At 58.7% G+C, this 22,842-nt stretch carries 21 protein-coding genes; 17 read left to right on the top strand and 4 right to left on the bottom strand.

Features of this window, described 5'->3' with window-relative positions; genetic code table 11:
• Positions 1–124: 124 nt before the first annotated feature.
• Positions 125–1,105, top strand: coding sequence for a complex I NDUFA9 subunit family protein (locus BM316_RS10995; RefSeq protein WP_090208299.1), 981 nt, complete (start codon positions 125–127; stop codon positions 1,103–1,105).
• Here BM316_RS10995 and BM316_RS10990 read toward each other — a convergent pair.
• Positions 1,102–1,905: an undecaprenyl-diphosphate phosphatase gene (locus BM316_RS10990; protein ID WP_090208296.1), complete on the bottom strand. Its 804-nt coding sequence runs from the start codon at positions 1,903–1,905 to the stop codon at positions 1,102–1,104. The genes BM316_RS10995 and BM316_RS10990 overlap by 4 nt on opposite strands.
• A 218-nt stretch (positions 1,906–2,123) precedes the next feature.
• Between BM316_RS10990 and BM316_RS10985 the strand changes: the two genes are divergently transcribed.
• The 8 genes from BM316_RS10985 (at position 2,124) to BM316_RS10950 (ending at position 13,681) form a co-directional block, all read left to right on the top strand.
• Entirely contained in the window at positions 2,124–3,551 is a 1,428-nt protein-coding gene (locus tag BM316_RS10985) for an NAD(P)-dependent oxidoreductase (protein WP_090208293.1), read from the top strand.
• A 98-nt stretch (positions 3,552–3,649) separates the two neighbouring features.
• Positions 3,650–4,321, top strand: a complete 672-nt coding sequence (locus tag BM316_RS10980; RefSeq protein ID WP_090208291.1) for a hypothetical protein — start codon at positions 3,650–3,652, stop codon at positions 4,319–4,321.
• Positions 4,322–4,378: 57 nt separating this feature from the next.
• Complete coding sequence (gene gltB / locus BM316_RS10975) at positions 4,379–8,911, top strand: glutamate synthase large subunit (RefSeq protein ID WP_090208288.1); 4,533 nt, start codon at positions 4,379–4,381, stop codon at positions 8,909–8,911.
• A 72-nt stretch (positions 8,912–8,983) separates the two neighbouring features.
• Complete coding sequence (gene mtgA, locus BM316_RS10970) at positions 8,984–9,760, top strand: monofunctional biosynthetic peptidoglycan transglycosylase (RefSeq protein ID WP_090209399.1); 777 nt, start codon at positions 8,984–8,986, stop codon at positions 9,758–9,760.
• Positions 9,761–9,814: 54 nt separating this feature from the next.
• Positions 9,815–10,480 carry an FtsZ-binding protein FzlA gene (gene fzlA, locus BM316_RS10965; protein ID WP_090208285.1) on the top strand — a complete coding sequence of 222 codons (666 nt, stop codon included), beginning with the start codon at positions 9,815–9,817 and terminating at the stop codon, positions 10,478–10,480.
• A gap of 32 nt (positions 10,481–10,512) precedes the next feature.
• Positions 10,513–11,577, top strand: coding sequence for a tRNA epoxyqueuosine(34) reductase QueG (gene queG / locus BM316_RS10960; RefSeq protein ID WP_090209397.1), 1,065 nt, complete (start codon positions 10,513–10,515; stop codon positions 11,575–11,577).
• The gene (locus BM316_RS10955; protein ID WP_090208284.1) at positions 11,552–12,706 is read left to right on the top strand and encodes a PQQ-dependent sugar dehydrogenase; all 1,155 of its coding nucleotides are present in this window, start codon (positions 11,552–11,554) and stop codon (positions 12,704–12,706) included. The genes queG and BM316_RS10955 overlap by 26 nt, the downstream gene beginning before the upstream one ends.
• A gap of 54 nt (positions 12,707–12,760) precedes the next feature.
• On the top strand, positions 12,761–13,681 hold the full coding sequence (locus BM316_RS10950) for a DMT family transporter (RefSeq protein ID WP_090208281.1): 921 nt from the start codon (positions 12,761–12,763) through the stop codon (positions 13,679–13,681).
• Here BM316_RS10950 and BM316_RS10945 read toward each other — a convergent pair.
• Positions 13,678–14,250 carry a hypothetical protein gene (locus tag BM316_RS10945; protein WP_131802573.1) on the bottom strand — a complete coding sequence of 191 codons (573 nt, stop codon included), beginning with the start codon at positions 14,248–14,250 and terminating at the stop codon, positions 13,678–13,680. The genes BM316_RS10950 and BM316_RS10945 overlap by 4 nt on opposite strands.
• A gap of 272 nt (positions 14,251–14,522) precedes the next feature.
• On the opposite strand from BM316_RS10945, the gene BM316_RS10940 reads away from it, so the two are divergent.
• Positions 14,523–14,705 carry a hypothetical protein gene (locus tag BM316_RS10940; protein WP_131802572.1) on the top strand — a complete coding sequence of 61 codons (183 nt, stop codon included), beginning with the start codon at positions 14,523–14,525 and terminating at the stop codon, positions 14,703–14,705.
• Between the two features lie 55 nt (positions 14,706–14,760).
• Here BM316_RS10940 and BM316_RS10935 read toward each other — a convergent pair whose 3' ends face one another.
• Positions 14,761–15,630, bottom strand: a complete 870-nt coding sequence (locus tag BM316_RS10935) for a branched-chain amino acid aminotransferase (protein WP_090209394.1) — start codon at positions 15,628–15,630, stop codon at positions 14,761–14,763.
• A gap of 148 nt (positions 15,631–15,778) precedes the next feature.
• On the opposite strand from BM316_RS10935, the gene BM316_RS10930 reads away from it, so the two are divergent.
• The 7 genes from BM316_RS10930 (at position 15,779) to BM316_RS10900 (ending at position 22,071) form a co-directional block, all read left to right on the top strand.
• Entirely contained in the window at positions 15,779–16,285 is a 507-nt protein-coding gene (locus BM316_RS10930; protein WP_090208272.1) for a MarR family winged helix-turn-helix transcriptional regulator, read from the top strand.
• Positions 16,282–16,983: a response regulator gene (locus BM316_RS10925; protein ID WP_090208269.1), complete on the top strand. Its 702-nt coding sequence runs from the start codon at positions 16,282–16,284 to the stop codon at positions 16,981–16,983. The genes BM316_RS10930 and BM316_RS10925 overlap by 4 nt, the downstream gene beginning before the upstream one ends.
• Positions 16,984–17,055: 72 nt before the next feature.
• Complete coding sequence (locus BM316_RS10920; protein ID WP_090208266.1) at positions 17,056–17,979, top strand: histone deacetylase family protein; 924 nt, start codon at positions 17,056–17,058, stop codon at positions 17,977–17,979.
• Positions 17,976–18,209, top strand: a complete 234-nt coding sequence (locus tag BM316_RS10915; protein WP_090208264.1) for an exodeoxyribonuclease VII small subunit — start codon at positions 17,976–17,978, stop codon at positions 18,207–18,209. Before BM316_RS10920 ends, BM316_RS10915 begins: the two co-directional genes overlap by 4 nt.
• Complete coding sequence (locus tag BM316_RS10910; RefSeq protein ID WP_090208262.1) at positions 18,202–19,104, top strand: polyprenyl synthetase family protein; 903 nt, start codon at positions 18,202–18,204, stop codon at positions 19,102–19,104. Before BM316_RS10915 ends, BM316_RS10910 begins: the two co-directional genes overlap by 8 nt.
• Positions 19,105–19,115: 11 nt before the next feature.
• Entirely contained in the window at positions 19,116–21,029 is a 1,914-nt protein-coding gene (dxs, locus tag BM316_RS10905; protein ID WP_090208259.1) for a 1-deoxy-D-xylulose-5-phosphate synthase, read from the top strand.
• A 40-nt stretch (positions 21,030–21,069) separates the two neighbouring features.
• On the top strand, positions 21,070–22,071 hold the full coding sequence (locus BM316_RS10900) for an ATP-grasp domain-containing protein (protein ID WP_090208257.1): 1,002 nt from the start codon (positions 21,070–21,072) through the stop codon (positions 22,069–22,071).
• Here BM316_RS10900 and BM316_RS10895 read toward each other — a convergent pair.
• Positions 22,068–22,841 (bottom strand): ion transporter, encoded by a 774-nt coding sequence (locus BM316_RS10895; RefSeq protein ID WP_090208253.1) that lies wholly within the window; start codon positions 22,839–22,841, stop codon positions 22,068–22,070. The two genes, BM316_RS10900 and BM316_RS10895, sit on opposite strands and share 4 nt — an antisense overlap.
• Position 22,842: the final 1 nt, after the last annotated feature.

The raw sequence follows: 22,842 nt of genomic DNA, 5'->3' as shown, positions 1-22,842 counted from the left end.
AGCGCGGGGGCTGTCAACGCGATTCGAGGACAAAAAGGCGCGGCCGCACGGAATCATTGGTTTGCGCCTTGTCTGGACCCATCCTCAGGGGTAAACCCAAGCCGACTATTTGAGAGGCCCCGCGATGTCCAAGCTCGTTACAATCTTTGGCGGTTCCGGTTTTGTCGGACGCTACATTGCCCGCCGCATGGCAAAAGAAGGGTGGCGTGTCCGCGTGGCCGTGCGCAACGTCAACGAGGCAATGTTCGTCCGCCCTTACGGTGTGGTGGGTCAGGTTGAACCTGTTTTTTGCAACATTCGCGATGATGCCTCTGTCGCGTTGGTGACAAAGGGCGCCGACGCAGTGGTCAATTGCGTGGGTGTTCTTGATGAGGTTGGCAAGAACACATTCAGTGCCGTGCAAGCCGAGGGTGCAGAACGGATTGCGCGCATCGCCGCAGAGCACGGGATCACCCGTATGGTCCACATTTCTGCCATCGGCGCGGACGAAAACGCACAGAGCGAATATTCCAAGACCAAAGCTGCGGGTGAAGCCGGTGTCCTGGAACACATGCCGCATGCGGTGATTTTGCGGCCTTCGATCATTTTTGGACCGGAAGACCAATTCTTCAATCGCTTTGCCTCGATGAGCCGCCTTGGCCCTGTGCTGCCGGTCGTCGGTGCGGAAACAAAGTTCCAGCCAGTTTATGTGGATGATGTTGCCGCAGTCGCAGCCAATGCCGTCTTGGGCGACGTGAAAGGCGGCGTTTACGAATTGGGTGGCCCCGATGTTCACAGTTTCCGCGAGTTGATGCATATCATGCTGGACGTGATCCGCCGTCGCCGCTTGGTCGTCGGGTTGCCTTTCTGGTTTGCCAATATCATGGCGACCGGTTTTTCCGCCGTTCGCTTCCTGACCGCCGGTTTGGTCAAGCCTCCTGTCACGAAAGATCAGATTCGCAATCTCGCGGTCTACAACGTGGTTTCAGAGGGGGCGCAAGGATTTGATGATCTGGGTCTGCGTCCCACAGCAATCGAGGCAGTCTTGCCAGACTATCTGTGGCGTTTCCGTCCGTCAGGTCAGTACGATGCGATCAAGGAATCCGCAAAGAACCTGAAAGCCTAAGTGTAGGCGATCCAGAGCAGGACAACGCCCAGCGCGATCCGGTAGATCACGTAAGGCGTGAAGCTGATCGACTTCAAAAGCCGCATCATGAGGCTCAGTGCAAGTAGCGCGGCGACAAATGACATGGCGACAACGATACCAATGTCGCGCCATGCGCCGGTGTCGCCCGATGCAATCACGTCGAGTCCCAGCAAGGAGGCCGATGCGATGATCGTCGGAATAGACATGAGCATGGCAAGCCGCGCTGCCTCTGATCGTCCATAGCCCAGCATCCGTCCGGCCGTAATTGTGATGCCCGACCGCGATGTGCCAGGGATCAAGGCGACTGCCTGCCAAAGCCCCATCTGGAAGGCATGTTTCAGTGTCCAGCCCTCGGCCGCGCGGTCTTGCGTGCCCTTTTGGTCCGCCCAATAAAGCAGGATGCCAAAAACAATCATTGCCCAGCCGATCACGGCAATGCCACGCATCATATCCGAAAGACCGGTGACCTTCAGGATCAGGCCAGCAATCACCACCGGGATTGTTGCAATGATCAGGCAAAGCGCAAGGAACGCGCCTTGCGTGTCGATCTTGCCTCGCGCCAATCGCGCAAGTCCGCTCAGGGCGAGTTTCACGTCCTTCCAGAAGTATAGAATGACGGCGCCCAGCGTGCCCAGATGCGCCGCAACGTCGATGACCTGGCCTTGATCAGCCAGCCCCGAAAGGCTTGGCAGTAGGATCAAATGGCCAGAGGATGACACCGGCAGGAACTCGGTCAGACCTTGGATCAGCGCGATCAACAGCAGATTAAAGGTGGTCATGGTGGGGCCTTTTGATTCGTTGCCGACAACCTAAACGCCTAGAATCTTGGGGGAAGAGGGGATATAGGTAACAATTCGGACCTAAATCTTAAGAAAATTTACATAATGACGCTATCGAGATCATCATTTTTGCTCATATAGGTCAGTAGTATTGCCTTTTCATTTCCTGAAGAGCGTTTTACAAGGCATCTCGCTTTGGAAATCGGGGAGGGCGGCGGATGGCTGGCCAGAAGATGTTGAAGTTTACGCAGATCGGGCGCGAAATGCCGGAGAAGCGGCCGCCGAACTTGCGCAAGGAAGACTTCAGCGAGATCTATGCCGAATACGCCCTGGAAAAGGCGGAAGAGCAGGCGGCCCGCTGCAGCCAATGCGGTGTTCCTTACTGCCAGTCCCACTGCCCGCTTCACAACAACATCCCCGACTGGCTGCGTCTGACCGCCGAGGGTCGCTTGCAGGAGGCCTATGAGGTCAGCCAGGCCACGAACACCTTCCCTGAAATCTGTGGCCGTATCTGCCCGCAGGATCGTCTTTGCGAAGGCAACTGCGTGATTGAACAATCCGGCCACGGCACTGTGACGATCGGCTCTGTCGAGAAATTCATCACTGACACCGCGTTTGAAGAAGGCTGGGTCAAGCCGATCCGCCCGTCGATGGAGCGCAGCGAAAGCGTGGGCATCATCGGCGCCGGCCCCGGTGGTCTGGCCGCTGCTGACATGCTGCGCCGTCAGGGTGTGCAGGTGACTGTTTATGACCGTTATGACCGTGGTGGCGGTCTGCTGACCTATGGCATCCCCGGCTTCAAGCTGGAAAAAGATGTCGTCATGCAGCGGATGGCCCAACTTGAGGACGGTGGCGTGCAGTTTGTGCTGAACTGCGACGTTGGCGAGGACCTGTCGTTTGACGCGATCCGCGGCAAGCATGACGCCGTGCTGATTGCCACAGGCGTCTATAAAACAAGGGATTTGCCGAATTCCCATGCAGAAGGGATCGTCAGCGCGATTGATTATCTGACCGCCAGCAACCGCAAGAGCTTTGGCGATGATGTGCCTGAGTTCGAAAGCGGAGAGTTGAACGCCGAAGGCAAGCGCGTTGTCGTGATCGGCGGTGGTGATACGGCAATGGACTGTGTGCGCACTGCCATCCGTCAGGGCGCGACCAGCGTCAAATGCCTGTACCGCCGTGACAAGGCCAATATGCCAGGCTCGCAGCGCGAGGTTCAGAACGCAGAAGAAGAAGGCGTGGAGTTTGTCTGGCTGTCCGCGCCTGACGGCTTTGAAGGTGACGCGGTTACTGGCGTGAAGGTGCAAAAGATGCGCTTGGGCGCGCCTGATGCGACAGGTCGCCAGACACCGGAAGTGATCGAAGGTGCCGATTATGTCGAAGAAGCCGACCTTGTGATCAAGGCGCTGGGCTTTGAGCCTGAAGACCTGCCGCAACTGTGGGGCGTCGAAGGTCTGGAAGTCACCCGCTGGGGCACGATCAAGGCCGAGTTCACGACCGGCAAGACAAGCCTTGAGGGTGTCTATGCTGCTGGCGATATTGTCCGCGGCGCGTCGCTTGTGGTCTGGGCGATCCGGGACGGACGCGACTGTGCAGAGGCCATTCTGGAGTATCTCGGACAGGCCGAAACCGTCGCCGCAGAGTGAGTCACACCCCGTACACCAACTGTACACAACCTGTGCACCGACTGTGCAGACAACCTGATGACCGATACGTCAATGGCACTGACCTGAAGGGTAAAGAGATGATGAAACCGATGATCGTGCTTGCAGCACTGGCCGCAACAACACCGGCTGTTGCCCAGCAGAGTTTCGCCGCCCCCGAGGGCTGCGAAGCCAAGCTGACCGTGCAGCACAAGGGCTGTATCGTCGTGAACGTCTGGCAGTGCGAAGAGGACAATCCGGGTGATCAATGGATCGCGCTTCTGAGCCAAGGCGGTTTGTTCAGCGTCCAGCGTGTTGACCGCGAGTTCCAGTGGATCGAAGCCTTCAAGATCACCGGTGACGAAGAGCTGATCATGCCGGCAGATGACCCTGCCTCGCTTGACGAGCTTTTTGCCAACCAGATTGATACGTGGGATTTCACGCTCGACACCGATCTGGGGCTTGAGCGCCATGTGGGATACGACCTTCTGACCGGTGAAACAGTGATCATCGACGGTGAAGAACTGCTGCAGACCGAATTCCAGGGCCGCACGATTGACGCCGAAGGCGACGAAATCGACGCCAGCAGTGGCCGCCAGTACGTCAGCGAGAAGCACCGGATGTTTTTCCTTGGTGAGACATGGCAGGCCGAAAGCCCTGACGACATCCTCGATTTCTCGCCTGTCGAATTCATCTACCCCGGCGAGCAGGGCTTTTTCACAGCCGAACCGGTTTACGAATGCAACGAAATTGATGCGGCCTTCCGTCCGTAATCTGCAACGACCCAAAGCCCACCCCAGTGGTGGCCCCGCCTAGAAAAGGAACGACCGATGACAACTTTTGACGAGACTTGGGTTGCCGCCGAAGAGGCCAAGCGCCAGTGGATGGCCGAGAATGGTCTTTACAAGGCGGATGACGAGCATGCCTCTTGTGGCGTGGGCCTTGTTGTTGCGATTGACGGCACGCCGTCACGCGATGTTGTTGCAAAGGGTATTGATGCGCTGAAAGCCGTCTGGCACCGCGGCGCGGTTGATGCTGACGGCAAGACCGGCGACGGTGCCGGCATTCATGTCCAGATCCCTGTTCCGTTCTTTTACGACCAGATCGAGCGCACGGGCCATGCCCCTGAAAATGACAAGCTGATCGCGGTTGGCCAGATCTTCTTACCACGCACCGACTTTGGCGCGCAGGAAAGCTGCCGGACCATCGTGGAAACCGAAGTCCTGCGGATGGGTCACTACATCTACGGTTGGCGTCATGTGCCGGTGAACACCGAAGTTCTGGGCGAGAAGGCGAATGCGACCCGTCCCGAGATCGAGCAAATCCTGATCCGGAATGAAAAGGGTCTGGATGAAGAGCAGTTCGAGCGCGAGCTTTACATCATCCGTCGCCGTATCGAGAAGGCGGCAACCTCTGCCGGGATTTCCGGCATGTATGTCTGTTCGCTGTCCTGCCGGTCTTTGATCTACAAAGGCATGATGCTGGCCGAGCAGGTGGCCGAGTTCTATCCCGATCTGATGGATGCGCGGTTCGAATCCGCCTTTGCGATCTATCACCAGCGCTATTCGACAAACACCTTCCCGCAGTGGTCGCTGGCACAGCCGTTCCGCATGTTGGCGCACAACGGTGAGATCAACACGTTGAAAGGCAACGTCAACTGGATGCGCAGCCATGAAATCCGCATGGCCTCTGGTGCGTTTGGCGACAAGGCCGAGGACATCAAGCCGATCATCCCGTCGGGTGCGTCTGACTCTGCCGCCCTTGACGCAGTGTTCGAGGTGCTGGTCCGCGCTGGCCGCAATGCGCCGATGGCCAAAACGATGATGGTGCCTGAGGCCTGGTCAAAGCAGGCTGTGGAAATGCCGCAGGCGTGGCAGGATATGTATGGCTATTGCAACGCTGTGATGGAGCCTTGGGATGGTCCGGCAGCGCTTGCCATGACGGATGGCCGCTGGGTCTGTGGCGGTCTGGACCGCAACGGCCTGCGCCCATTGCGCTACGTTGTGACTGGTGACGGTCTGTTGGTGGCGGGCTCCGAAGTGGGCATGGTCACAATCGACGAGGCAACCGTGGTTGAAAAGGGCGCCTTGGGCCCCGGCCAGATGATTGCTGTCGATATGCAGGAAGGCCGTCTGTTCCATGACGAGGAACTGAAAGACAAGCTTGCCGCGGCACAGCCGTTCGGTGAATGGGTGGAAAAGGTCGTCGATCTCAATGATCTGATGAGCGATGTGCCCGAGAAGGCGCTTTATGAGGCCGAAGAACTGCGCAAGCGTCAGGTGGCGGCCGGTTACAGCATCGAAGAGCTTGAGCAGGTGCTGGCCCCGATGGCCGAAGACGGCAAGGAGATGATCGCCTCGATGGGCGACGATACGCCGTCGGCGGTTCTGTCCAAGACCTATCGTCCGTTGTCGCATTTCTTCCGCCAGAATTTCTCTCAGGTGACGAACCCGCCGATTGACAGCTTGCGCGAAAGCCGCGTGATGAGCCTCAAGACGCGGTTCGGGAACCTCAAGAACGTGCTGGATGAAAGCAGCAGCCAGACAGAGATTCTGGTGCTGGAAAGCCCGTTTGTCGGGAATGCCGAATTTGACGAGATGATGCGCCACTTTGGCGATAGCGTCGCGGTGATCGACTGCACATTCGCGGCGGGCCGTGGTGCTTTGAACGCAGGGTTGCAGCGTATCCGTGACGAGGCCGAGGATGCGGTGCGGTCGGGTGCCGGGCATATTGTGCTGACCGATCAGGAACAGTCAGAGGACCGGATCGCGATGCCGATGATCCTTGCCACCTCGGCGGTGCATTCCGGTCTGACCAAGAAGGGTCTGCGGACCTTCTGTTCGCTCAACGTCCGGTCGGCTGAGTGTATTGATCCGCATTACTTTGCCGTGCTGATCGGCTGTGGTGCGACCACAGTGAACGCCTATCTGGCACAGGATTCCATTGCGGACCGTGTGCGCCGTGGCCTGATCGAAGGATCGCTGACAGATGCCGTCCGCCGCTACCGTGCGGCGATTGACGCCGGTCTTCTCAAGATCATGTCGAAGATGGGGATTTCTGTTCTGTCGTCATATCGCGGTGGTCTGAATTTCGAGGCTGTCGGGCTGTCGCGCGCCATGTGTGCGGAATACTTCCCCGGTATGCACAGCCGTATCTCTGGTATCGGTACCAACGGTATTCAGGGCAAGCTGGAAGAGGTCCACGCCAAAGGCTGGAAAGGCGGCACAGACGTTTTGCCAATCGGTGGCTTCTACAAGGCGCGTCGCTCAGGCGAGAAGCACGCTTGGGAAGCACAGACAATGCACATGATGCAGGCGGCGTGTAACAAGGCGTCCTATGCTTTGTGGCAGCAATACTCCAAGTCGATGCAATCCAACCCGCCGATCCATCTGCGTGATCTGCTGGCCATCAAGCCGCTGGGTGCGCCAGTTCCAATCGAAGAGGTCGAAAGCATCACGGCGATCCGCAAGCGTTTCGTGACGCCCGGGATGTCGCTTGGCGCGCTGAGCCCCGAGGCCCACAAGACCCTGAACGTTGCCATGAACCGCATCGGCGCAAAGTCTGACAGCGGCGAGGGTGGCGAAGATCCGGCACATTTCAACCCGGAGCCCAACGGCGACAACCCGTCTGCGAAGATCAAGCAGGTGGCCTCCGGCCGGTTCGGCGTCACAGCCGAATACCTCAACGCCTGCGAAGAGCTTGAAATCAAGGTCGCCCAAGGCGCCAAGCCCGGTGAGGGTGGTCAGCTTCCGGGGATGAAGGTCACCGACCTGATTGCCCGCCTGCGCCATTCGACAAAGGGTGTGACCCTGATCTCGCCGCCGCCACACCACGATATCTATTCTATCGAGGATCTGGCGCAGCTGATCTATGACCTCAAGCAGATCAACCCGCGCTGTAAGGTGACGGTCAAGCTCGTCTCGTCTTCGGGTGTCGGCACGATTGCTGCCGGTGTCGCGAAGGCCAAGGCCGATGTGATCCTGATTTCGGGTCACAATGGCGGCACGGGCGCATCGCCAGGCACGTCGATCAAATATGCCGGTCTGCCTTGGGAGATGGGTCTGACTGAGGCGCATCAGGTCTTGGCGATGAACAACCTGCGCGAGCGGATCACGCTGCGCACGGATGGCGGCTTGCGGACGGGCCGTGACATTGTGATGGCCGCGATGATGGGTGCCGAGGAATACGGCATCGGCACCGCCGCCCTGATCGCCATGGGCTGCATCATGGTACGTCAGTGTCAGTCAAACACCTGTCCTGTCGGTGTCTGCACGCAGGACGAAGCCTTGCGTGAAAAGTTCACCGGCAACGCCGACAAGGTCGTGAACCTCATCACCTTCTATGCGACCGAAGTGCGTGAAATCCTCGCCTCCATCGGAGCGCGGTCCTTGGATGACGTGATCGGTCGGGCTGATCTGTTGACGCAGGTTTCGCGTGGGTCGGCGCATCTGGATGATCTGGACCTCAATCCGCTTTTGATCACGGTCGATGGTGCCAACAAGATCACTTATGACCGTAACCGTCCCCGCAACGCGGTGGATGACACGCTGGATGCACAGATCGTCAAGGATGCGGCACGTTTCCTCAACGATGGTGAGAAGATGCAGTTGGATTATGCAGTGCAGAACACGCTGCGGACCATCGGCACACGGACGTCGAGCCACATTGTTCAGCAGTTCGGGATGCGCAATGCGCTGCAGCCTGATCACCTGACGGTCAAGCTGCGTGGGTCGGCCGGTCAGTCCTTGGGTGCTTTTGCGGCGCCCGGCCTGAAACTGGAAGTCTCAGGCGATGCCAACGACTATGTCGGTAAGGGTCTGTCTGGCGGCACGATCGTCGTGCGTCCGCCGATGGTCAGCCCGCTTGTTGCCTCTGATAACACGATCATCGGCAATACGGTGCTTTACGGTGCGACTGACGGCTATCTCTTTGCTGCCGGTCGTGCGGGTGAGCGTTTCGCGGTGCGCAACTCAGGTGCAAAGGTCGTGATCGAAGGCTGCGGCACCAATGGTTGTGAATACATGACCGGCGGCGTTGCGGTGATCCTTGGATCAATCGGGGCGAACTTCGGTGCGGGTATGACAGGCGGTATGGCCTATCTTTATGACCCGACAGGCGAGGCTGCACCGCTGATGAACATGGAAACGCTGGTGACATGCCCTGTCACTGTCGATCATTGGGAAGCGCAGCTTAAAGGACTGATCGAACGCCATGTGGCCGAGACAGCCAGCGTCAAGGCCGCCGATATCCTGCAGCACTGGGATGTGGAGAAGGCGAACTTCATCCAGATTTGCCCGAAAGAGATGTTGGTCCACCTGCCGCATCCGCTGAGCATCGAAGAAACCGCGATCCCTGCGGAATAAAGGACACGCCCCCGCAGTAATCCTACTGCGGGGGCGTTGACGTTCTGGCCATCTGCATGGCTTATGGAGCCAATGGCAGAGCAGAGCAAAGCGCGGGCCAAAGGCAAAAAGCCAGCCCCGAAAAAGAAGACCGCATCAAAGAAACAGGAACAGCCCGGGCTGATCCTGCGTGTGCGCCGGTTTGTCCGTCGCAGTGTGATGTGGGCTGTCTTGGGTGTGGCGGGTTTTGTCGTTCTCTGGACTGCGCTTTATGCGGTGATCAACCCGCCGACGACGCCATACATGTTTTCCGAAAGCCGTCGTCTGGATGGTATCGCACAGGATTGGGTGCCGCTTGAGGAGATCGCGCCGGTCATGGCGCGTGCGGTTGTTGCCGCTGAGGATGCAAATTTCTGTCTGCATTGGGGGCTGGACGTTAATGCCATCCAGCGGGCGGTGGATAACGGGGTTGGCGGTGCATCGACCATTTCACAGCAGGTGGTGAAGAATGTGTTTCTCTGGCACGGGCGGTCCTGGGCGCGCAAGGCCATCGAGGCGCTCTGGACCCCTGTGACAGAGGCGCTTTGGTCCAAGCGTCGTATCGTCGAGCTTTATCTCAACGTGGCGGAGTTTGATGAAGGTGTGTTTGGCGTTCAGGCGGCGGCGCGGCATTACTTCGGTGTGGATGCGGCGGATTTGACGCGCAGGCAGGCCGCGCGTTTGGCGGCGATCCTGCCTGCGCCGAAGGACCGCTCTGCCAGCAACCCCAGCACATTTACGCGCAACCGTGCGGCCTCCATCCTGTCAGGCGCCGATACGATTGCGGCGGACGGGCGCGCGGATTGCTTTGAAAACGCCGCTGACCGTTGATCTGGGCTGCCGCTTGCGGCATTGAAGACCCACCCCCATATTGCGAGCTTTTGCATGAATACGCTTTATCATTACGCGCTTTCCCCTTTTTGCCGCAAAGTCAGGCTGTCGCTGGCGGAAAAGAAGATCGAGGTCGGACTGGTCGAGGAACGCTATTGGGAGCGTGATCCTGACTTCATGCGCCGCAATCCCGCCGGCAAGGTGCCGGTGCTGAAGATGGACGGCATGACCATGTCCGACAGCGCGGCGATCTGCGAATATCTTGAAGAGGCCTATCCGACGCCGAACCTGCTGCCGCGTGATCCCAAGGCACGGTTCGAAGCACGGCGGCTGGTGGGATGGTTTGACGACAAGTTCTACCATGAGGTGACAGCGATGCTCACCGGTGAGCGGGTCAACCGCAAGGTGATGGGCACGGGCTATCCAGACAGTTCCAACGTCAAGGCGGGGGCGAAGGCGATCAAGTATCACCTCGACTACATGGCGTTCCTGCTGGAGGACCGCCGCTGGCTGGCCGGCAATGACATGACACTGGCGGACTTTGCAGCGGCGGCGCAGTTGTCATGCCTTGATTACACCAGTGACGTGGACTGGAACCGCAGCGAGGCGGTCAAGGACTGGTATGCGAAGATCAAATCGCGGCCGGCCTTCCGGTCCATTCTGGCCGACGAGGTGCCGGGGTTCACACCGGCGGCGCATTACGCGGACCTCGATTTCTAGGGGTGGCTGCCTCTGCCGAGGGATTTGGCACCATGGACCGTCTGAAAGACCGTTTGCAGGAAGAGGCGCTGGCGGCTGGCTTTGCCGCAATGGGCGTATGCCGGCCTGATGCGGTGCCTGAATTGCCAGCGCGACTGCAGGCTTTTGTGGGTGCGGGGATGCACGGCCAGATGGGCTGGATGGCAGAGCGCATGAACTGGCGCGCGAACCCTGCGGCCCTTTGGCCCGAGGCACGCTCGGTCATCATGCTGGCAGAGATCTATACACCCGAGCACGATCCTTTGGCGGTGCTGGAAGAAACCGATCGCGCGGCGATCAGTGTCTATGCGCAAAACAAGGATTACCATGACGTCGTGAAAAAGCGCCTCAAGAAGGTGGGGCGCTGGTTGATTGATCAGGTGGAAGGGGCGGAGATCAAGGTCTTTGTCGATACCGCCCCTGTCATGGAAAAGCCGTTGGCGCAGGCTGCCGGTCTTGGCTGGCAGGGCAAACATACCAACCTGTTGAGCCGTGATCTGGGCAATTGGTTTTTCCTTGGCGCGATCTTCACGACTGTTGAACTGGACCCTGATCGCGGCGAGACCAGTCATTGCGGCAGTTGCACGGCCTGTCTTGATATCTGCCCGACAGATGCGTTTCCGGCCCCCTACAAACTGGATGCGCGCCGCTGCATCAGCTATCTGACGATTGAACATAAAGGGCCGGTTGACGAGAGCTTGCGTCCGCTGATGGGCAATCGCATTTACGGTTGCGATGATTGTCTGGCAGTTTGCCCCTGGAACAAATTTGCGGTCACGGGACGGGATGCGCGTCTTGCGGCACGCGACGATCTGGTCGCGCCACCGCTTGCAGATCTGGCCACATTGGACGATGCGGCGTTTCGCGCGAAATTTTCGGGATCACCGATCAAGCGCATCGGGCGCGACCGTTTTGTCAGGAATGTCGCTTATGCGATCGGCAATTCGGGCGATCCTGCACTGTTGACGGCGGTTTCACCTTTGCTTGAGGATCAGGACGCAACGGTCGCCGACGCGGCGCGTTGGGCTATCTCCCGCATAAAGGAGATTGCCAATGTTGAAACAGACGATCGTACTTAGCCTCTTCCCGCTCTCGGTGGCAGCACAGGTTGCCCAAGGGCCTGCCAACGCAGATTTCGATCCTGCCTTCGAAAATCAGACACGCGCGCCTGCCTTGCCGGAGACATCTGTCTCGACAGAGGTTTTCGCCACCGGCCTGAACGGGCCATGGGGGCTTGATCGCCTGCCGAGCGGTCAGTTTCTTGTCACCGAAATTACGGGTGACATGCGTGTGATCAATGCTGACGGAAGCGTCAGCGGCCCGATTTCGGGCCTGCCAGAGATCGCCGTGCAGGGACAGGGCGGATTGCTGGACGTGAATGTCTCGCCGGATTTCAGCAACGACCGGTTGGTATTCTGGACTTACGCCAAACCTGTCGATGGCGGGCTTGTGACTGCAGCGGCCAGAGGCACGCTCGACAATCAGGGCCGTCTGACGGACGTCATGGATATTTTCGTACAAGACCCACCGGTGCGCGGTGGACGTCATTTCGGAAGCCGTATCGTTCCCATGGCAGATGGCACCGTCTTTATCACGACCGGCGACCGTGGTGCCGGTGACAGCGGCGATCTTGTGCAGGACATCAACAGCACCCACGGCAAGATCATTCGCGTGAACTACGATGGCTCCATTCCGCAGGATAATCCTTTTGTGGGCCGCGACGGCGATGACGCAATCTGGTCGCTCGGCCACCGTAACGTGCAAGGTGCAACACTTGGGCCGGACGGTGCGCTTTGGACAGTCGAGCACGGCCCGCGCGGGGGTGATGAATTGAACCGCCCCCAAAGCGGCGAGAATTACGGCTGGCCTGTTGTTAGCTACGGCATCAACTACGGCGGGTCCGAGGTGAGCGAGGGGATCGCCCGTGCTGAAGGATTTGAAGGGCCGGTTTACTATTGGGACCCTGTGATCGCGCCTTCTGGCATGACCGTCTATGACGGATCGTTCGGGCCGTGGCAGGGAGACCTGCTGATTGCGTCACTGAATCCCGGTGGCATGGTGCGTCTTGATATCGAGGATGGCCGTGTTGCGGGTGAGGAACGCCTTGTCAGAGAGCTTGGGCGTCTGCGTGATATCGAGGTGCTGGATGACGGTGCGGTCCTTGTCATCAATGACAGTGGACGCGCGGTGCGGGTGATCCCGCAATAAGACTTTCGCTGCGCAGACGGGCGGCATAGGTTGGCCTCAGCAAGGGGCCCTATCATGCAACCGCTGCGCGGCATCGTCTTCAAAATTCTGTCTGTCTGCATGTTCATGGCCATGGCGAGCCTCGTCAAAGCGTCATCTGCAGAGGTGCCGCCGGGGCAGGCTGTTTTCTTCCGGTCATTCTTTGCCCTGCCGATCATTCTGGGGTGGCTCGCGATCCGGCATGAATTGCGGGACGGGTGGAAATCCAAGAACCCGATGGGCCATGTCTGGCGCGGTCTGATCGGGACCAGCGCAATGGGTCTGGGCTTTACCGGTCTGGGCCTCTTGCCGTTGCCAGAGGTCACTGCGATCGGCTATGCGGCGCCGCTTCTGGTCGTTGTCTTTGCGGCGATGTTTCTGGGCGAAAACGTCAGGGCTTTTCGCCTGTCTGCGGTCGCGCTGGGCATGGTCGGCGTTCTGATTGTTCTGTCACCACGGCTGTCGGTTGGGACGTCCTTGAACATGTCTGAAACGCTTGGGGCGATTGTCGTTTTGATGGGCGCGGTGCTGGCTGCGCTGGCACAGGTGTTTATCCGCAAACTGGTCCAGACAGAGACGACGGCGGCGATTGTTTTCTGGTTCACGATCACATCGTCACTGCTGGCCCTGCTGACCTTGCCCTGGGGCTGGGTGATGCCGTCGTGGCCTGTGATTGCGATGCTGGTCATGGCGGGGCTTCTTGGCGGGATCGGGCAGATCCTGCTGACATCAAGCTACCGCTATGCCGATGCATCGCTTGTGGCCCCCTTTGACTACACCTCGATGTTGCTGGCCTTGCTGATCGGCTTTTTCATCTTCGACGAGGTGCCGACCGGCACCATGTTGGTCGGTGCAGGGATCGTGATTGCTGCAGGCGTCCTCATCATCTGGCGGGAACGCCAGTTGGGGTTGCAGCGCGCACAGCAGCGCAAAGCAACCGGCAACGTAGGATCCTAGCGGCCCAGACCGATCTTGCGGATCAGGTTCTTTGCAGAGGCAAGTTTGCGTCCCAGACCGGGGGGCTGATCGGGCACGTTGAGGCCCAGATCGGCATAAAGCGACCAGATGCGCGGGTCTGTGTCCGGTGAAAGCTGCGAGGGCACTTGGGCAGGCACACCACCTTGGGGGCGCTGGAACTCTGTCGGGATGTGGAAAGGCAAGCTGTTTGTAGCATGCACCAGCAGTTTCTGGTTCAGGCGGGACATCATGCGCGGGTGGGCGTCTTGCGCCTCGACCATGAGGTTATGCGTCCTGAAAGAGCCCGTGTCCCAGTTAAAGAGCACGACGGCAAACAGGTTGTCGGGGCCCGGACGCGCCGGCAGCGGTTGCGGTCTGTCGACATGTTGGGCCGGGTTTGACCGATAGAAGGCATGGGCGGCAACGGCGAAATCACATTGCGGCTGGCTCAACATCCAGTGGATCAGCCCGTTGTGCGCATCGCTGCGGGCGCGGCGGATCGTGTCGAGCCACAGGTCCTGTGGCGCATGTTTGAGCAGATTCCGAATTCTGAAATCGTTGTCGGACATGCGTGTTCGGTTGGGATTTGGGGGTGCGTTTCTATCGTCAGGGAGAACCATGGCTAATCAATCTGTTACTCGTGAAATTCCGTATAGCTTCGCCAATAATCCCGTCAGAAGTTTGACTGCGCCTGCCATGATCGGGATTTTGTTGTTGTCCCAAGCGCCCGTAATCGCGGGTCAGAGCGGCTGATTATCGCTGAATTTGAGACAAAACAGATGGAATTGACGGAAATCCGCCGATTGGTGTTATGGTGGACGCCCAACGATCGGAGGATGAGATGGCAAAACACATACTCGACAGACCGACGAAGCAGCGCGATTCTGATTTGGCGCACGCGGTTCTGAAGGCCGGTAAGGAATATCCACATCGCGAGACACTGGCGCTACAGCGGCGGACGCGCTTGCGGCAGGACGGCCAGAAGCAGGCGCAATTCCTGCGCTGCGCACGCGAAGAGGCCTGAACACATGAAAAAGGGGCGCTGCTGCGCCCCTTTGGATCATTTTTAAGCTTCGCGCTTAGGAACGGACGAGTTTCTCGTAGTCCTCGGCAATCTCACGTGTGATTGCGCCAACTTCAAAATTATAGTCGCCGATCTGTCCGACGGGCGTGACCTCGGCTGCGGTACCGGTCAGCCAGCACTGCTCGAAACCTTCCAGTTCCTCAGGCATGATGTGCCGTTCGTGCACTGTCAGTCCTTTGTCCTTGAGCATACCGATGACGGTCTGGCGGGTCAGCCCATTGAGGAAAGCATCGGCCAGAGGGGTATGCACCTCGCCATCCTTCACAAAGAAGATGTTGGCGCCTGTCGCCTCTGCGACATAGCCGCGATAGTCGAACATCATGGCGTCAGAGCAGCCTTTGGCCTCAGCCGTATGCTTGGACATGGTCGCAATCATGTAAAGGCCAGCCGCCTTTGCCTGTGATGGCGCTGTTTCCGGGCTTGGGCGTTTCCATTTTGCGATGTCGAGCTTGGCACCCTTCATCTTGGCATCACCGTAGTAGTTGCCCCATTCCCAGACTGCGACGGCCATGTGGACAGGGTTGCGGGCAGAGGCGACACCCATGTCCTCACCTGCGCCGCGCCAAGCGACCGCGCGGACATAGGCATCCTTGAGGTTGTTGGCGTCGAGCGCGGCCTGCTTGGCGGCCTCGATTTCGTCAACGGTGTAGGGAATCTGAAAGTCGATCAACTGGCCGGATTTGATCAAGCGCTCTGAGTGTTCGCGCGATTTGAAAATCTTGCCGGAGTAGCAACGCTCGCCCTCAAAGACGGAGGAGGCGTAGTGCATGGCGTGGGTCAGGATATGCACCTTTGCATCCCGCCATTCGACCAGCTGGCCGTCCATCCAGATTTTGCCGTCTCTATCGTCGTATGCGCCAGCCATCGCTGCCTCCATCCCAAATTTGCATAAGTTACGCAGATAGGTCCGTTTCGGACATAATATTACGTAGTTTCTGCCGATCGCTAACAGTTGATTCTTGGAATGTCAACAAAGCTGACGTATTCTTGCGTCAGTTTGAGGGAGGACAGGCATGAATCAGGGATTGCCACCGCAGATGGGGCAGAGCCTGCTTTTTCTGACAGATGAGCAGTTGCGCAAGGGGATCGAGGCGATGTTCTTTGCCTATCGCGGGTTCACTGCGGACCCCGACCGCATTCTGGCCGAGAAATCCTACGGTCGTGCGCACCATCGGGCGATCCATTTCATCAACCGCAGCCCCGGCACAACGGTCAATAATCTTCTGTCTATTCTGGGCGTTACAAAACAGTCGCTCAATCGTGTCTTGCGGACTTTGATCGAAGACGGTTTGGTAGCAAGCACCGTTGGCACCCGTGACAAGCGCGAGCGGCATTTGCACCTGACTGATGCGGGTGCGGCCCTTGAGCGCGAGTTGTCGGACGCCCAGCGTGACCGGATGCGTGCGGCTTATCGTGCCGCCGGTCCAGAGGCGGTTGCCGGTTTCCGGCAGGTGCTTGAAGCGATGATGGATGACGAGACGCGCCAGCATTATAAGGCGATGAAGGACCGAAGTGAATGAATAGCGACGACGCCCACCTGTTGATTGTCGATGATGACGAGCGCATCAGAGGGTTGTTGCAGAAGTTCCTGATCCGCTCCGGTTTTCTGGTCTCGACCGCGCGGGATGCGGCCCATGCTCGTCGTATTCTGTCAGGGCTGGAGTTTGATCTGATCGTGCTTGACGTGATGATGCCCGGCGAAGACGGCATGGCGCTCTGTCGTGATCTCCGCCAAAAAATGACCACACCCATCATGCTCCTGACCGCAAAGGGCGGAACTGACGACCGTATTACGGGGCTTGAGGCGGGGGCGGACGACTACCTTGCAAAACCATTTGAGCCAAAAGAACTGTTGTTGCGGATCAATGCGATCCTGCGCCGTGTTCCGGCGGCAGAGCCTGCAGTTGTTCTGCCCAAAGTCCTGAATCTCGGGCCGGTGCGTTACGATATTGAGCGCGGCGAGATGTGGAATGGCGATCAGCTTGTCCGCCTCACAGCGACGGAAAGCCAGCTTATGCGTATCTTCTCGGGGTGTCCTGGCGAAGCGGTGACGCGCACACGTTTGGTCGAAGAGCTCAGCCGGTCAGGCGGCCAAACGCAGGAACGCGCGGTGGATGTGCAGATCACCAGACTGCGTCGCAAGATCGAGGTGGACCCCAAACAGCCGCGCTATCTGCAGACTGTGCGCGGTGCGGGATATATGTTGTCGCCCGAATAGGCGTCCGCGCCAAAGGCATTTTTAGAACACGAGCAGCTTGTAGTTGCCCGCCGAATTGGGTCTGTTGTCGGTATGACAACAGCTTTGATAACACATGAAGATTGCTACGGGCATGTAACGCCTCCGGGGCATCCAGAACAGGTGGCGCGTCTTGACGCGGTGTTGGGTGCGCTTGAGGGATTTGATCTCAAGCGGGTCAAGGCGCCACTGGCAGCCGATGATGATTTGCTGCGGGCGCACCCCAAGCGTCATATTGATGCCGTCCGTGCTGCGGCCCCCACAGAGGGGTGGCGCTCTTTGGATGCTGACACCCATATGTCAGCAGGCACATTGGCTGCGGCCTATCGCGCGGCAGGCGGTGCTGTGCGTGCGGTTGATCTTGTATTGGGGGGCGAGGCGCAGAACGCCTTTGCTGCCGTGCGTCCCCCCGGACACCATGCCGAGCGAGAGACGGCGATGGGATTTTGTTTCTTCGGCAATGTCGTTGTGGCCGCGCGTCATGCGCTGGACCATCACGGATTGTCGCGCGTGGCCATCGTGGATTTTGATGTCCATCACGGCAATGGCACACAGGATCTGGTCGAGGATGATCCGCGCATTCTGTTCTGCTCATCACATCAGTCACCGCTTTATCCCGGGACCGGGGCCGTGCATGAGACCGGTAGCGGCAATATCCTGAACGTGCCTTTGCCCGGCGGAACGGGATCAGCCGGATTCCGTGCAGCCTACGAGGCGCAGGTGTTGCCGCGTGTGGATGCCTTCAAGCCGGAGCTTATCATCATCTCGGCAGGGTTCGATGCCCATAAGGATGACCCTTTGGCGGGGATGGAACTTGAGGTGGACGATTTCGCGTGGGTCACCGAGAAACTCTGTGATTTGGCGGACAAACACTGTGCCGGACGGGTGGTTTCCAGTCTTGAAGGGGGCTATGACTTGCCCGCGTTGGGCGCGTCCGCTGCCGCCCATGTCCGTGTTCTGGAGGAAAGAGGCCGATGAGCGATATTGACGGGATGAGCTTTGAAGACGCGATCAAGGAGCTTGAGAAAGTTGTTGGTCAGCTGGAGCGTGGCGATGTGGCGCTGGATGAAAGCATCGCGCTTTACGAACGTGGCGCGGCCCTGAAGGCCCGCTGCGAAGCCAAGCTTAAGGAGGCCGAGGAAAAGGTCGCCAAGATCACCTTGGGTGCCGATGGCGCACCAGAGAAGACGGCTCCTCTGGATGGCTGACACCGGCCTTCGTCTTGCCGCGCTGGAGCGCCGTCCGTTGACGGACGCGCTGGCGCATGCCGGTGAGGTCGCGCAGGCGCGGATCGGATTTGCGCTGAGTGCGCTGGATGGTGCCGTGCCAGAGGCGATGCTCTATGCGGTCAAAGGCGGCAAGGCGCTCCGCGCGTTCCTCGCGCTTGAAAGCGCCCGCCTGCATGACATCAATCCAGCCAAGGCGGCCGGTGCTGCTGCTGCGATCGAATGCATCCATGCCTATTCGCTGGTCCACGATGATATGCCTTGCATGGATGACGACGACACGCGCCGCGGTCAGCCGACCGTGCACCGCAAATGGGATGAAGCGACTGCCGTTCTGGCCGGCGATGGTTTGCAGGCGCTAGCATTTGAGCTGCTCGTGCAGGCCGAATGCTCGCCGCGGGCCAAGATGAACCTTGTGGTGTCCTTGGCCCATGCCGCGGGAGTACGCGGAATGGTCGGTGGTCAGGCTGCGGATATTGCAGCCGAGTCAGCCGCTGTGCCGCTCGATCTGGATCAGATCATGGCTTTGCAGGCGGGCAAGACCGGTGCTTTGATCACATGGTCGGCGCTTGTGGGGCCGCGCATGGCAGAGGCCGAACGCGAGCCGCTGACAATCTACGGCGAGGCTTTGGGTCTGGCATTCCAGATTGCCGACGACATTCTGGATGAAACAGGCGATGCCGCTGTCGTGGGCAAAGCTGTTGGCAAGGACGCGGCGGCTGGTAAAGCGACGTTTGTTTCCCTATTAGGCCTCGATGGGGCAAAGCGACGCGCAAGCCAACTGGTTGATGATGCCTGCGACGCGCTATCTCCTTACGGCGAAGACGCCGAAACGCTGAAAGAAGCCGCGCGGTTCGTCATTGCGCGCACGCATTAGGAAGGCTCGTCATGTCAGACCGACCGCACACTCCCGTTCTGGATCGGGTGCAGACCCCATCCGACATGAAGGGGCTGACGGACCGCGAGTTGCGCCAGCTTGCTGATGAATTGCGGGCCGAGACGATTTCGGCAGTGTCGGAAACGGGCGGGCATTTGGGGGCCGGTCTCGGCGTGGTCGAGATGACTGTGGCCTTGCATGCTGTTTTCGATGCGCCCAAGGACAAGATCATCTGGGATGTGTCCCACCAGTGCTACCCGCACAAGATTTTGACAGGTCGCCGTGACCGTATTCGTACCTTGCGCCAGGAAGGCGGATTGTCGGGTTTCACGAAACGCTCCGAAAGCCCATATGATCCGTTTGGTGCCGCGCATTCGAGCACGTCGATTTCTGCAGCCTTGGGCTTTGCCGTTGCCCGCGATCTGGGTGGCGAAGGTGGTGACGCGATTGCCATTATCGGTGACGGGTCCATGTCGGCAGGCATGGCCTATGAGGCGATGAACAATGCCGGTCATCTGGGCAAACGGATGATTGTCATCCTCAATGACAACGAAATGTCGATTGCCCCGCCAACGGGCGCGATGTCGTCCTATCTGTCGCGTCTTTATGCAGGCGAGCCGTTTCAGGAATTCAAAGCCGCCGCGAAAGGCGCGGTCTCGCTCTTGCCTGAGCCTTTCCGCGAAGGGGCCAAACGTGCGAAAGATGTGCTCAAGCATATGACAGTCGGCGGCACCTTGTTCGAGGAACTGGGATTTTCCTATCTGGGGCCCATTGACGGCCATGATATGGAGCAGCTTCTGTCGGTTTTGCGTACCGTCAAGGCGCGCGCTGACGGCCCGATCCTGATCCATGCCATCACCAAAAAGGGTAAGGGCTATGCCCCTGCCGAGTTTGCCGATGACAAGGGTCATGCCACGGCTAAATTCGATGTGGTCACAGGCAAGCAAAAGAAAGCTCCGAGTAACGCGCCAAGCTACACTTCGGTCTTTTCCGATACGCTGTGCAAGCTCGCCGCTGATGACAGCAAGATCTGCGCGGTAACGGCGGCGATGCCGGACGGCACAGGCCTTTCGCGCTTTATGGAACGCTATACCAGCCGCTGCTTTGACGTGGGCATTGCTGAACAGCACGCGGTGACGTTCAGTGCTGGCCTTGCTGCCGGCGGGATGCGCCCGTTTTGTGCGCTTTATTCGACATTCCTGCAGCGCGGCTACGATCAGGTTGTGCACGATGTGGCCATCCAACGCCTGCCTGTCCGGTTTGCGATTGATCGCGCCGGACTGGTCGGGGCGGACGGGGCTACACATGCGGGATCATTCGATGTGGCCTATCTGGCCAATCTGCCCGGTTTCGTCGTGATGGCGGCTGCCGACGAGGCAGAACTAGTGCGCATGGTGGCAACAGCCGCCGCCCATGACGAAGGGCCGATCGCCTTCCGCTTTCCACGTGGTGAGGGTGTCGGGGTCGAGATGCCCGAGAATCCGGAAACATTGGAAATCGGCAAGGGTCGCATGATCCGTGAGGGTGCGCGGGTTGCGATCCTGTCATTCGGGACACGCTTGCAAGAGGCCGAGAAAGCCTGCGAAGCATTGGCGGCTAAGGGCATCGCGCCAACACTTGCCGATGCGCGTTTCGCAAAGCCGCTCGACCGGGACATGATCTTGGATCTGGCGAGATCGCATGAGGCGCTTATCACCGTCGAAGAGGGTGCTATCGGCGGCTTTGGATCGCATGTGGCCCAACTGTTGGCGGACGAAGGTGTCTTTGACACCGGCTTGAAGTTCAGGTCGATGGTTCTGCCCGATACATTTATTGATCAGGCAAGCCCTAAGGCGATGTATGATATTGCAGGCATGAACGCCGAGCATATTGAAGCAAAAGTGCTGGATGTATTGGGCGTCGCGGTCATGGAGAAGCGGGCGTAATCTGCGCGTATCTCCGCCCGCATTTTAAAGGGCGAGGACGATGGCAAAGAAAACCGGAATCTTCTATCGGGCTGTACCGGATAGCGGGCAAGCCTCTGTCATGGTGAATGCGCAGAACAAGCTCAATCTGGGCTTTCCCAATTGCTTTATCCCGACCCCGCGGATTGAAAAGCTGATTGGCGAAACGGCAGAGACACTTTGGTTTCCGATCAAGGATGGCACAAAGGTTTCGCTGCCCAAACAGCCATGGTTTATCAACTTCTGCGCGGATGCCGATGAGTACAGTCGGGCGATGACCTATCTGAAACATATCCTCTCAAAGACTGGCGCGCCGGTCTTTAACCATCCCGATGCCGTGATGAATTCGCGCCGTGATAAGGTCGCGGCATTGTTGCAGGATATCCCGAACCTGACGACGCCGCGCTGTGTCCGTTTTACGCCAAAGATGCCTGACGACTTCGTGCGGACCTTTGAAGAAAGCGGTCTGTCATATCCCGTGCTGGTGCGCCCGATCGCGACCCAATCCGGGGTGCATCTGGTGCGGATCGACAACAGCGCTGATTGGGACAAGGTTCACAGCATTCCTTGGGGCGGGCACACGCTTCATATGACGCAGTTTGTTGATTTCGCCACGCCAGAGGGTGAATACCTCAAGATCAGGGCTGTCTGCGCCGGTGACCGGATCTTTATCCGCCATGTGCTGATTTCGGACAACTGGCTGGTTCATGCGATGGATCGGACCGATGCAATCGTCGATCGCGAATTTGCGTTGCACGAAGAGCTGCAGAAAAGCGAAACCTTCAAGTCTGTCGTCAGCGAGATCAGAACGCGGATCGGCCTGGACTTTTTCGGCATTGATCTGGGCTGGTCAGAGGCCGATCAGTTCGTCCTGTTCGAGGCGAACGCTGCGATGTCAATTCTGTCGAATGCGCATATGCCGACCTACAGGCGCGCGGACTACCTCAAGATCCTGAAAGAAATCGAGGAAGGTGTCGTCAGGACGATCAGGAAAGTGCAGTTCCGCGCTGCGCGGGGTGGCTAGCCCCGCTCTTCGAGTTTTTTCTCGATCGCGGCCAGCTTTGCCAGCACCTCGTCACGGTAGCTGTCGGTTGCTGCATTGGTTTCTTCGGCATGGGCGTCTTGCATCGAGTTCACGATCAGACCGACCAGCAGGTTCACCACCGCAAAGGTCGTGACCATGATGAATGGGACAAAGAACACCCAGGCGTAGGGGTAGACTTCCATCACGGGGCGAACGATGCCCATCGACCAGCTTTCCAGCGTCATGATCTGGAAGAGGGAATATCCAGACCGCCCCAGCGTGCCGAACCACTCGGGAAAGGCGTCACCAAAGAGCTTGGTGGCCATCACGGCGCCGATATAGAACACGATCCCCATCAACAGGAATACCGATCCCATGCCTGGCAGGGCTGTCACGAAACCTTCGACCACGCGGCGCAGCGAAGGCACCACAGAGATCACACGCAAGACGCGCAGGATGCGCAATGCCCGCAATACAGAGAGCCCGCCATTGCCAGGAATAAGCGACACGCCGACGATGACGAAATCAAAGATGTTCCAGCCGGACCGGAAGAACCGCCCGCGGTAGGCAAAGAGCTTCAACAGAAGTTCGACCACGAAAATGCCAAGGCAAATCCGGTCCAGTAGCAGGATAAGTGGACCAGCCGTGCTCATCAGCCGGTCAGAGGTCTCCATCCCGAGGATAACCGCGTTAAACACAATGACCGCAACGATGAAGTTGCGCACCTGGTTGGTTTCGATAAAGGCGGTTGTCTTTTCGCGTAAGGTCATT

It is taken from the genome of Yoonia litorea, from assembly GCF_900114675.1.
Classification (GTDB): Bacteria; Pseudomonadota; Alphaproteobacteria; order Rhodobacterales; family Rhodobacteraceae; genus Yoonia; species Yoonia litorea.
Note: the sequence above shows the minus strand (reverse complement) of the source record. Positions and strands in the feature narration are given on the sequence as shown.

Coding starts and splice junctions, on each gene's coding strand:
- BM316_RS10995 (WP_090208299.1), top strand. CDS start 125: ATGTCCAAGCTCGTTACAATCTTTGGCGGTTCCGGTTTTGTCGGACGC.
- BM316_RS10990 (WP_090208296.1), bottom strand. CDS start 1,905: ATGACCACCTTTAATCTGCTGTTGATCGCGCTGATCCAAGGTCTGACC.
- BM316_RS10985 (WP_090208293.1), top strand. CDS start 2,124: ATGGCTGGCCAGAAGATGTTGAAGTTTACGCAGATCGGGCGCGAAATG.
- BM316_RS10980 (WP_090208291.1), top strand. CDS start 3,650: ATGATGAAACCGATGATCGTGCTTGCAGCACTGGCCGCAACAACACCG.
- gltB (WP_090208288.1), top strand. CDS start 4,379: ATGACAACTTTTGACGAGACTTGGGTTGCCGCCGAAGAGGCCAAGCGC.
- mtgA (WP_090209399.1), top strand. CDS start 8,984: ATGGCAGAGCAGAGCAAAGCGCGGGCCAAAGGCAAAAAGCCAGCCCCG.
- fzlA (WP_090208285.1), top strand. CDS start 9,815: ATGAATACGCTTTATCATTACGCGCTTTCCCCTTTTTGCCGCAAAGTC.
- queG (WP_090209397.1), top strand. CDS start 10,513: ATGGACCGTCTGAAAGACCGTTTGCAGGAAGAGGCGCTGGCGGCTGGC.
- BM316_RS10955 (WP_090208284.1), top strand. CDS start 11,552: ATGTTGAAACAGACGATCGTACTTAGCCTCTTCCCGCTCTCGGTGGCA.
- BM316_RS10950 (WP_090208281.1), top strand. CDS start 12,761: ATGCAACCGCTGCGCGGCATCGTCTTCAAAATTCTGTCTGTCTGCATG.
- BM316_RS10945 (WP_131802573.1), bottom strand. CDS start 14,250: ATGTCCGACAACGATTTCAGAATTCGGAATCTGCTCAAACATGCGCCA.
- BM316_RS10940 (WP_131802572.1), top strand. CDS start 14,523: ATGGCAAAACACATACTCGACAGACCGACGAAGCAGCGCGATTCTGAT.
- BM316_RS10935 (WP_090209394.1), bottom strand. CDS start 15,630: ATGGCTGGCGCATACGACGATAGAGACGGCAAAATCTGGATGGACGGC.
- BM316_RS10930 (WP_090208272.1), top strand. CDS start 15,779: ATGAATCAGGGATTGCCACCGCAGATGGGGCAGAGCCTGCTTTTTCTG.
- BM316_RS10925 (WP_090208269.1), top strand. CDS start 16,282: ATGAATAGCGACGACGCCCACCTGTTGATTGTCGATGATGACGAGCGC.
- BM316_RS10920 (WP_090208266.1), top strand. CDS start 17,056: ATGACAACAGCTTTGATAACACATGAAGATTGCTACGGGCATGTAACG.
- BM316_RS10915 (WP_090208264.1), top strand. CDS start 17,976: ATGAGCGATATTGACGGGATGAGCTTTGAAGACGCGATCAAGGAGCTT.
- BM316_RS10910 (WP_090208262.1), top strand. CDS start 18,202: ATGGCTGACACCGGCCTTCGTCTTGCCGCGCTGGAGCGCCGTCCGTTG.
- dxs (WP_090208259.1), top strand. CDS start 19,116: ATGTCAGACCGACCGCACACTCCCGTTCTGGATCGGGTGCAGACCCCA.
- BM316_RS10900 (WP_090208257.1), top strand. CDS start 21,070: ATGGCAAAGAAAACCGGAATCTTCTATCGGGCTGTACCGGATAGCGGG.
- BM316_RS10895 (WP_090208253.1), bottom strand. CDS start 22,841: ATGACCTTACGCGAAAAGACAACCGCCTTTATCGAAACCAACCAGGTG.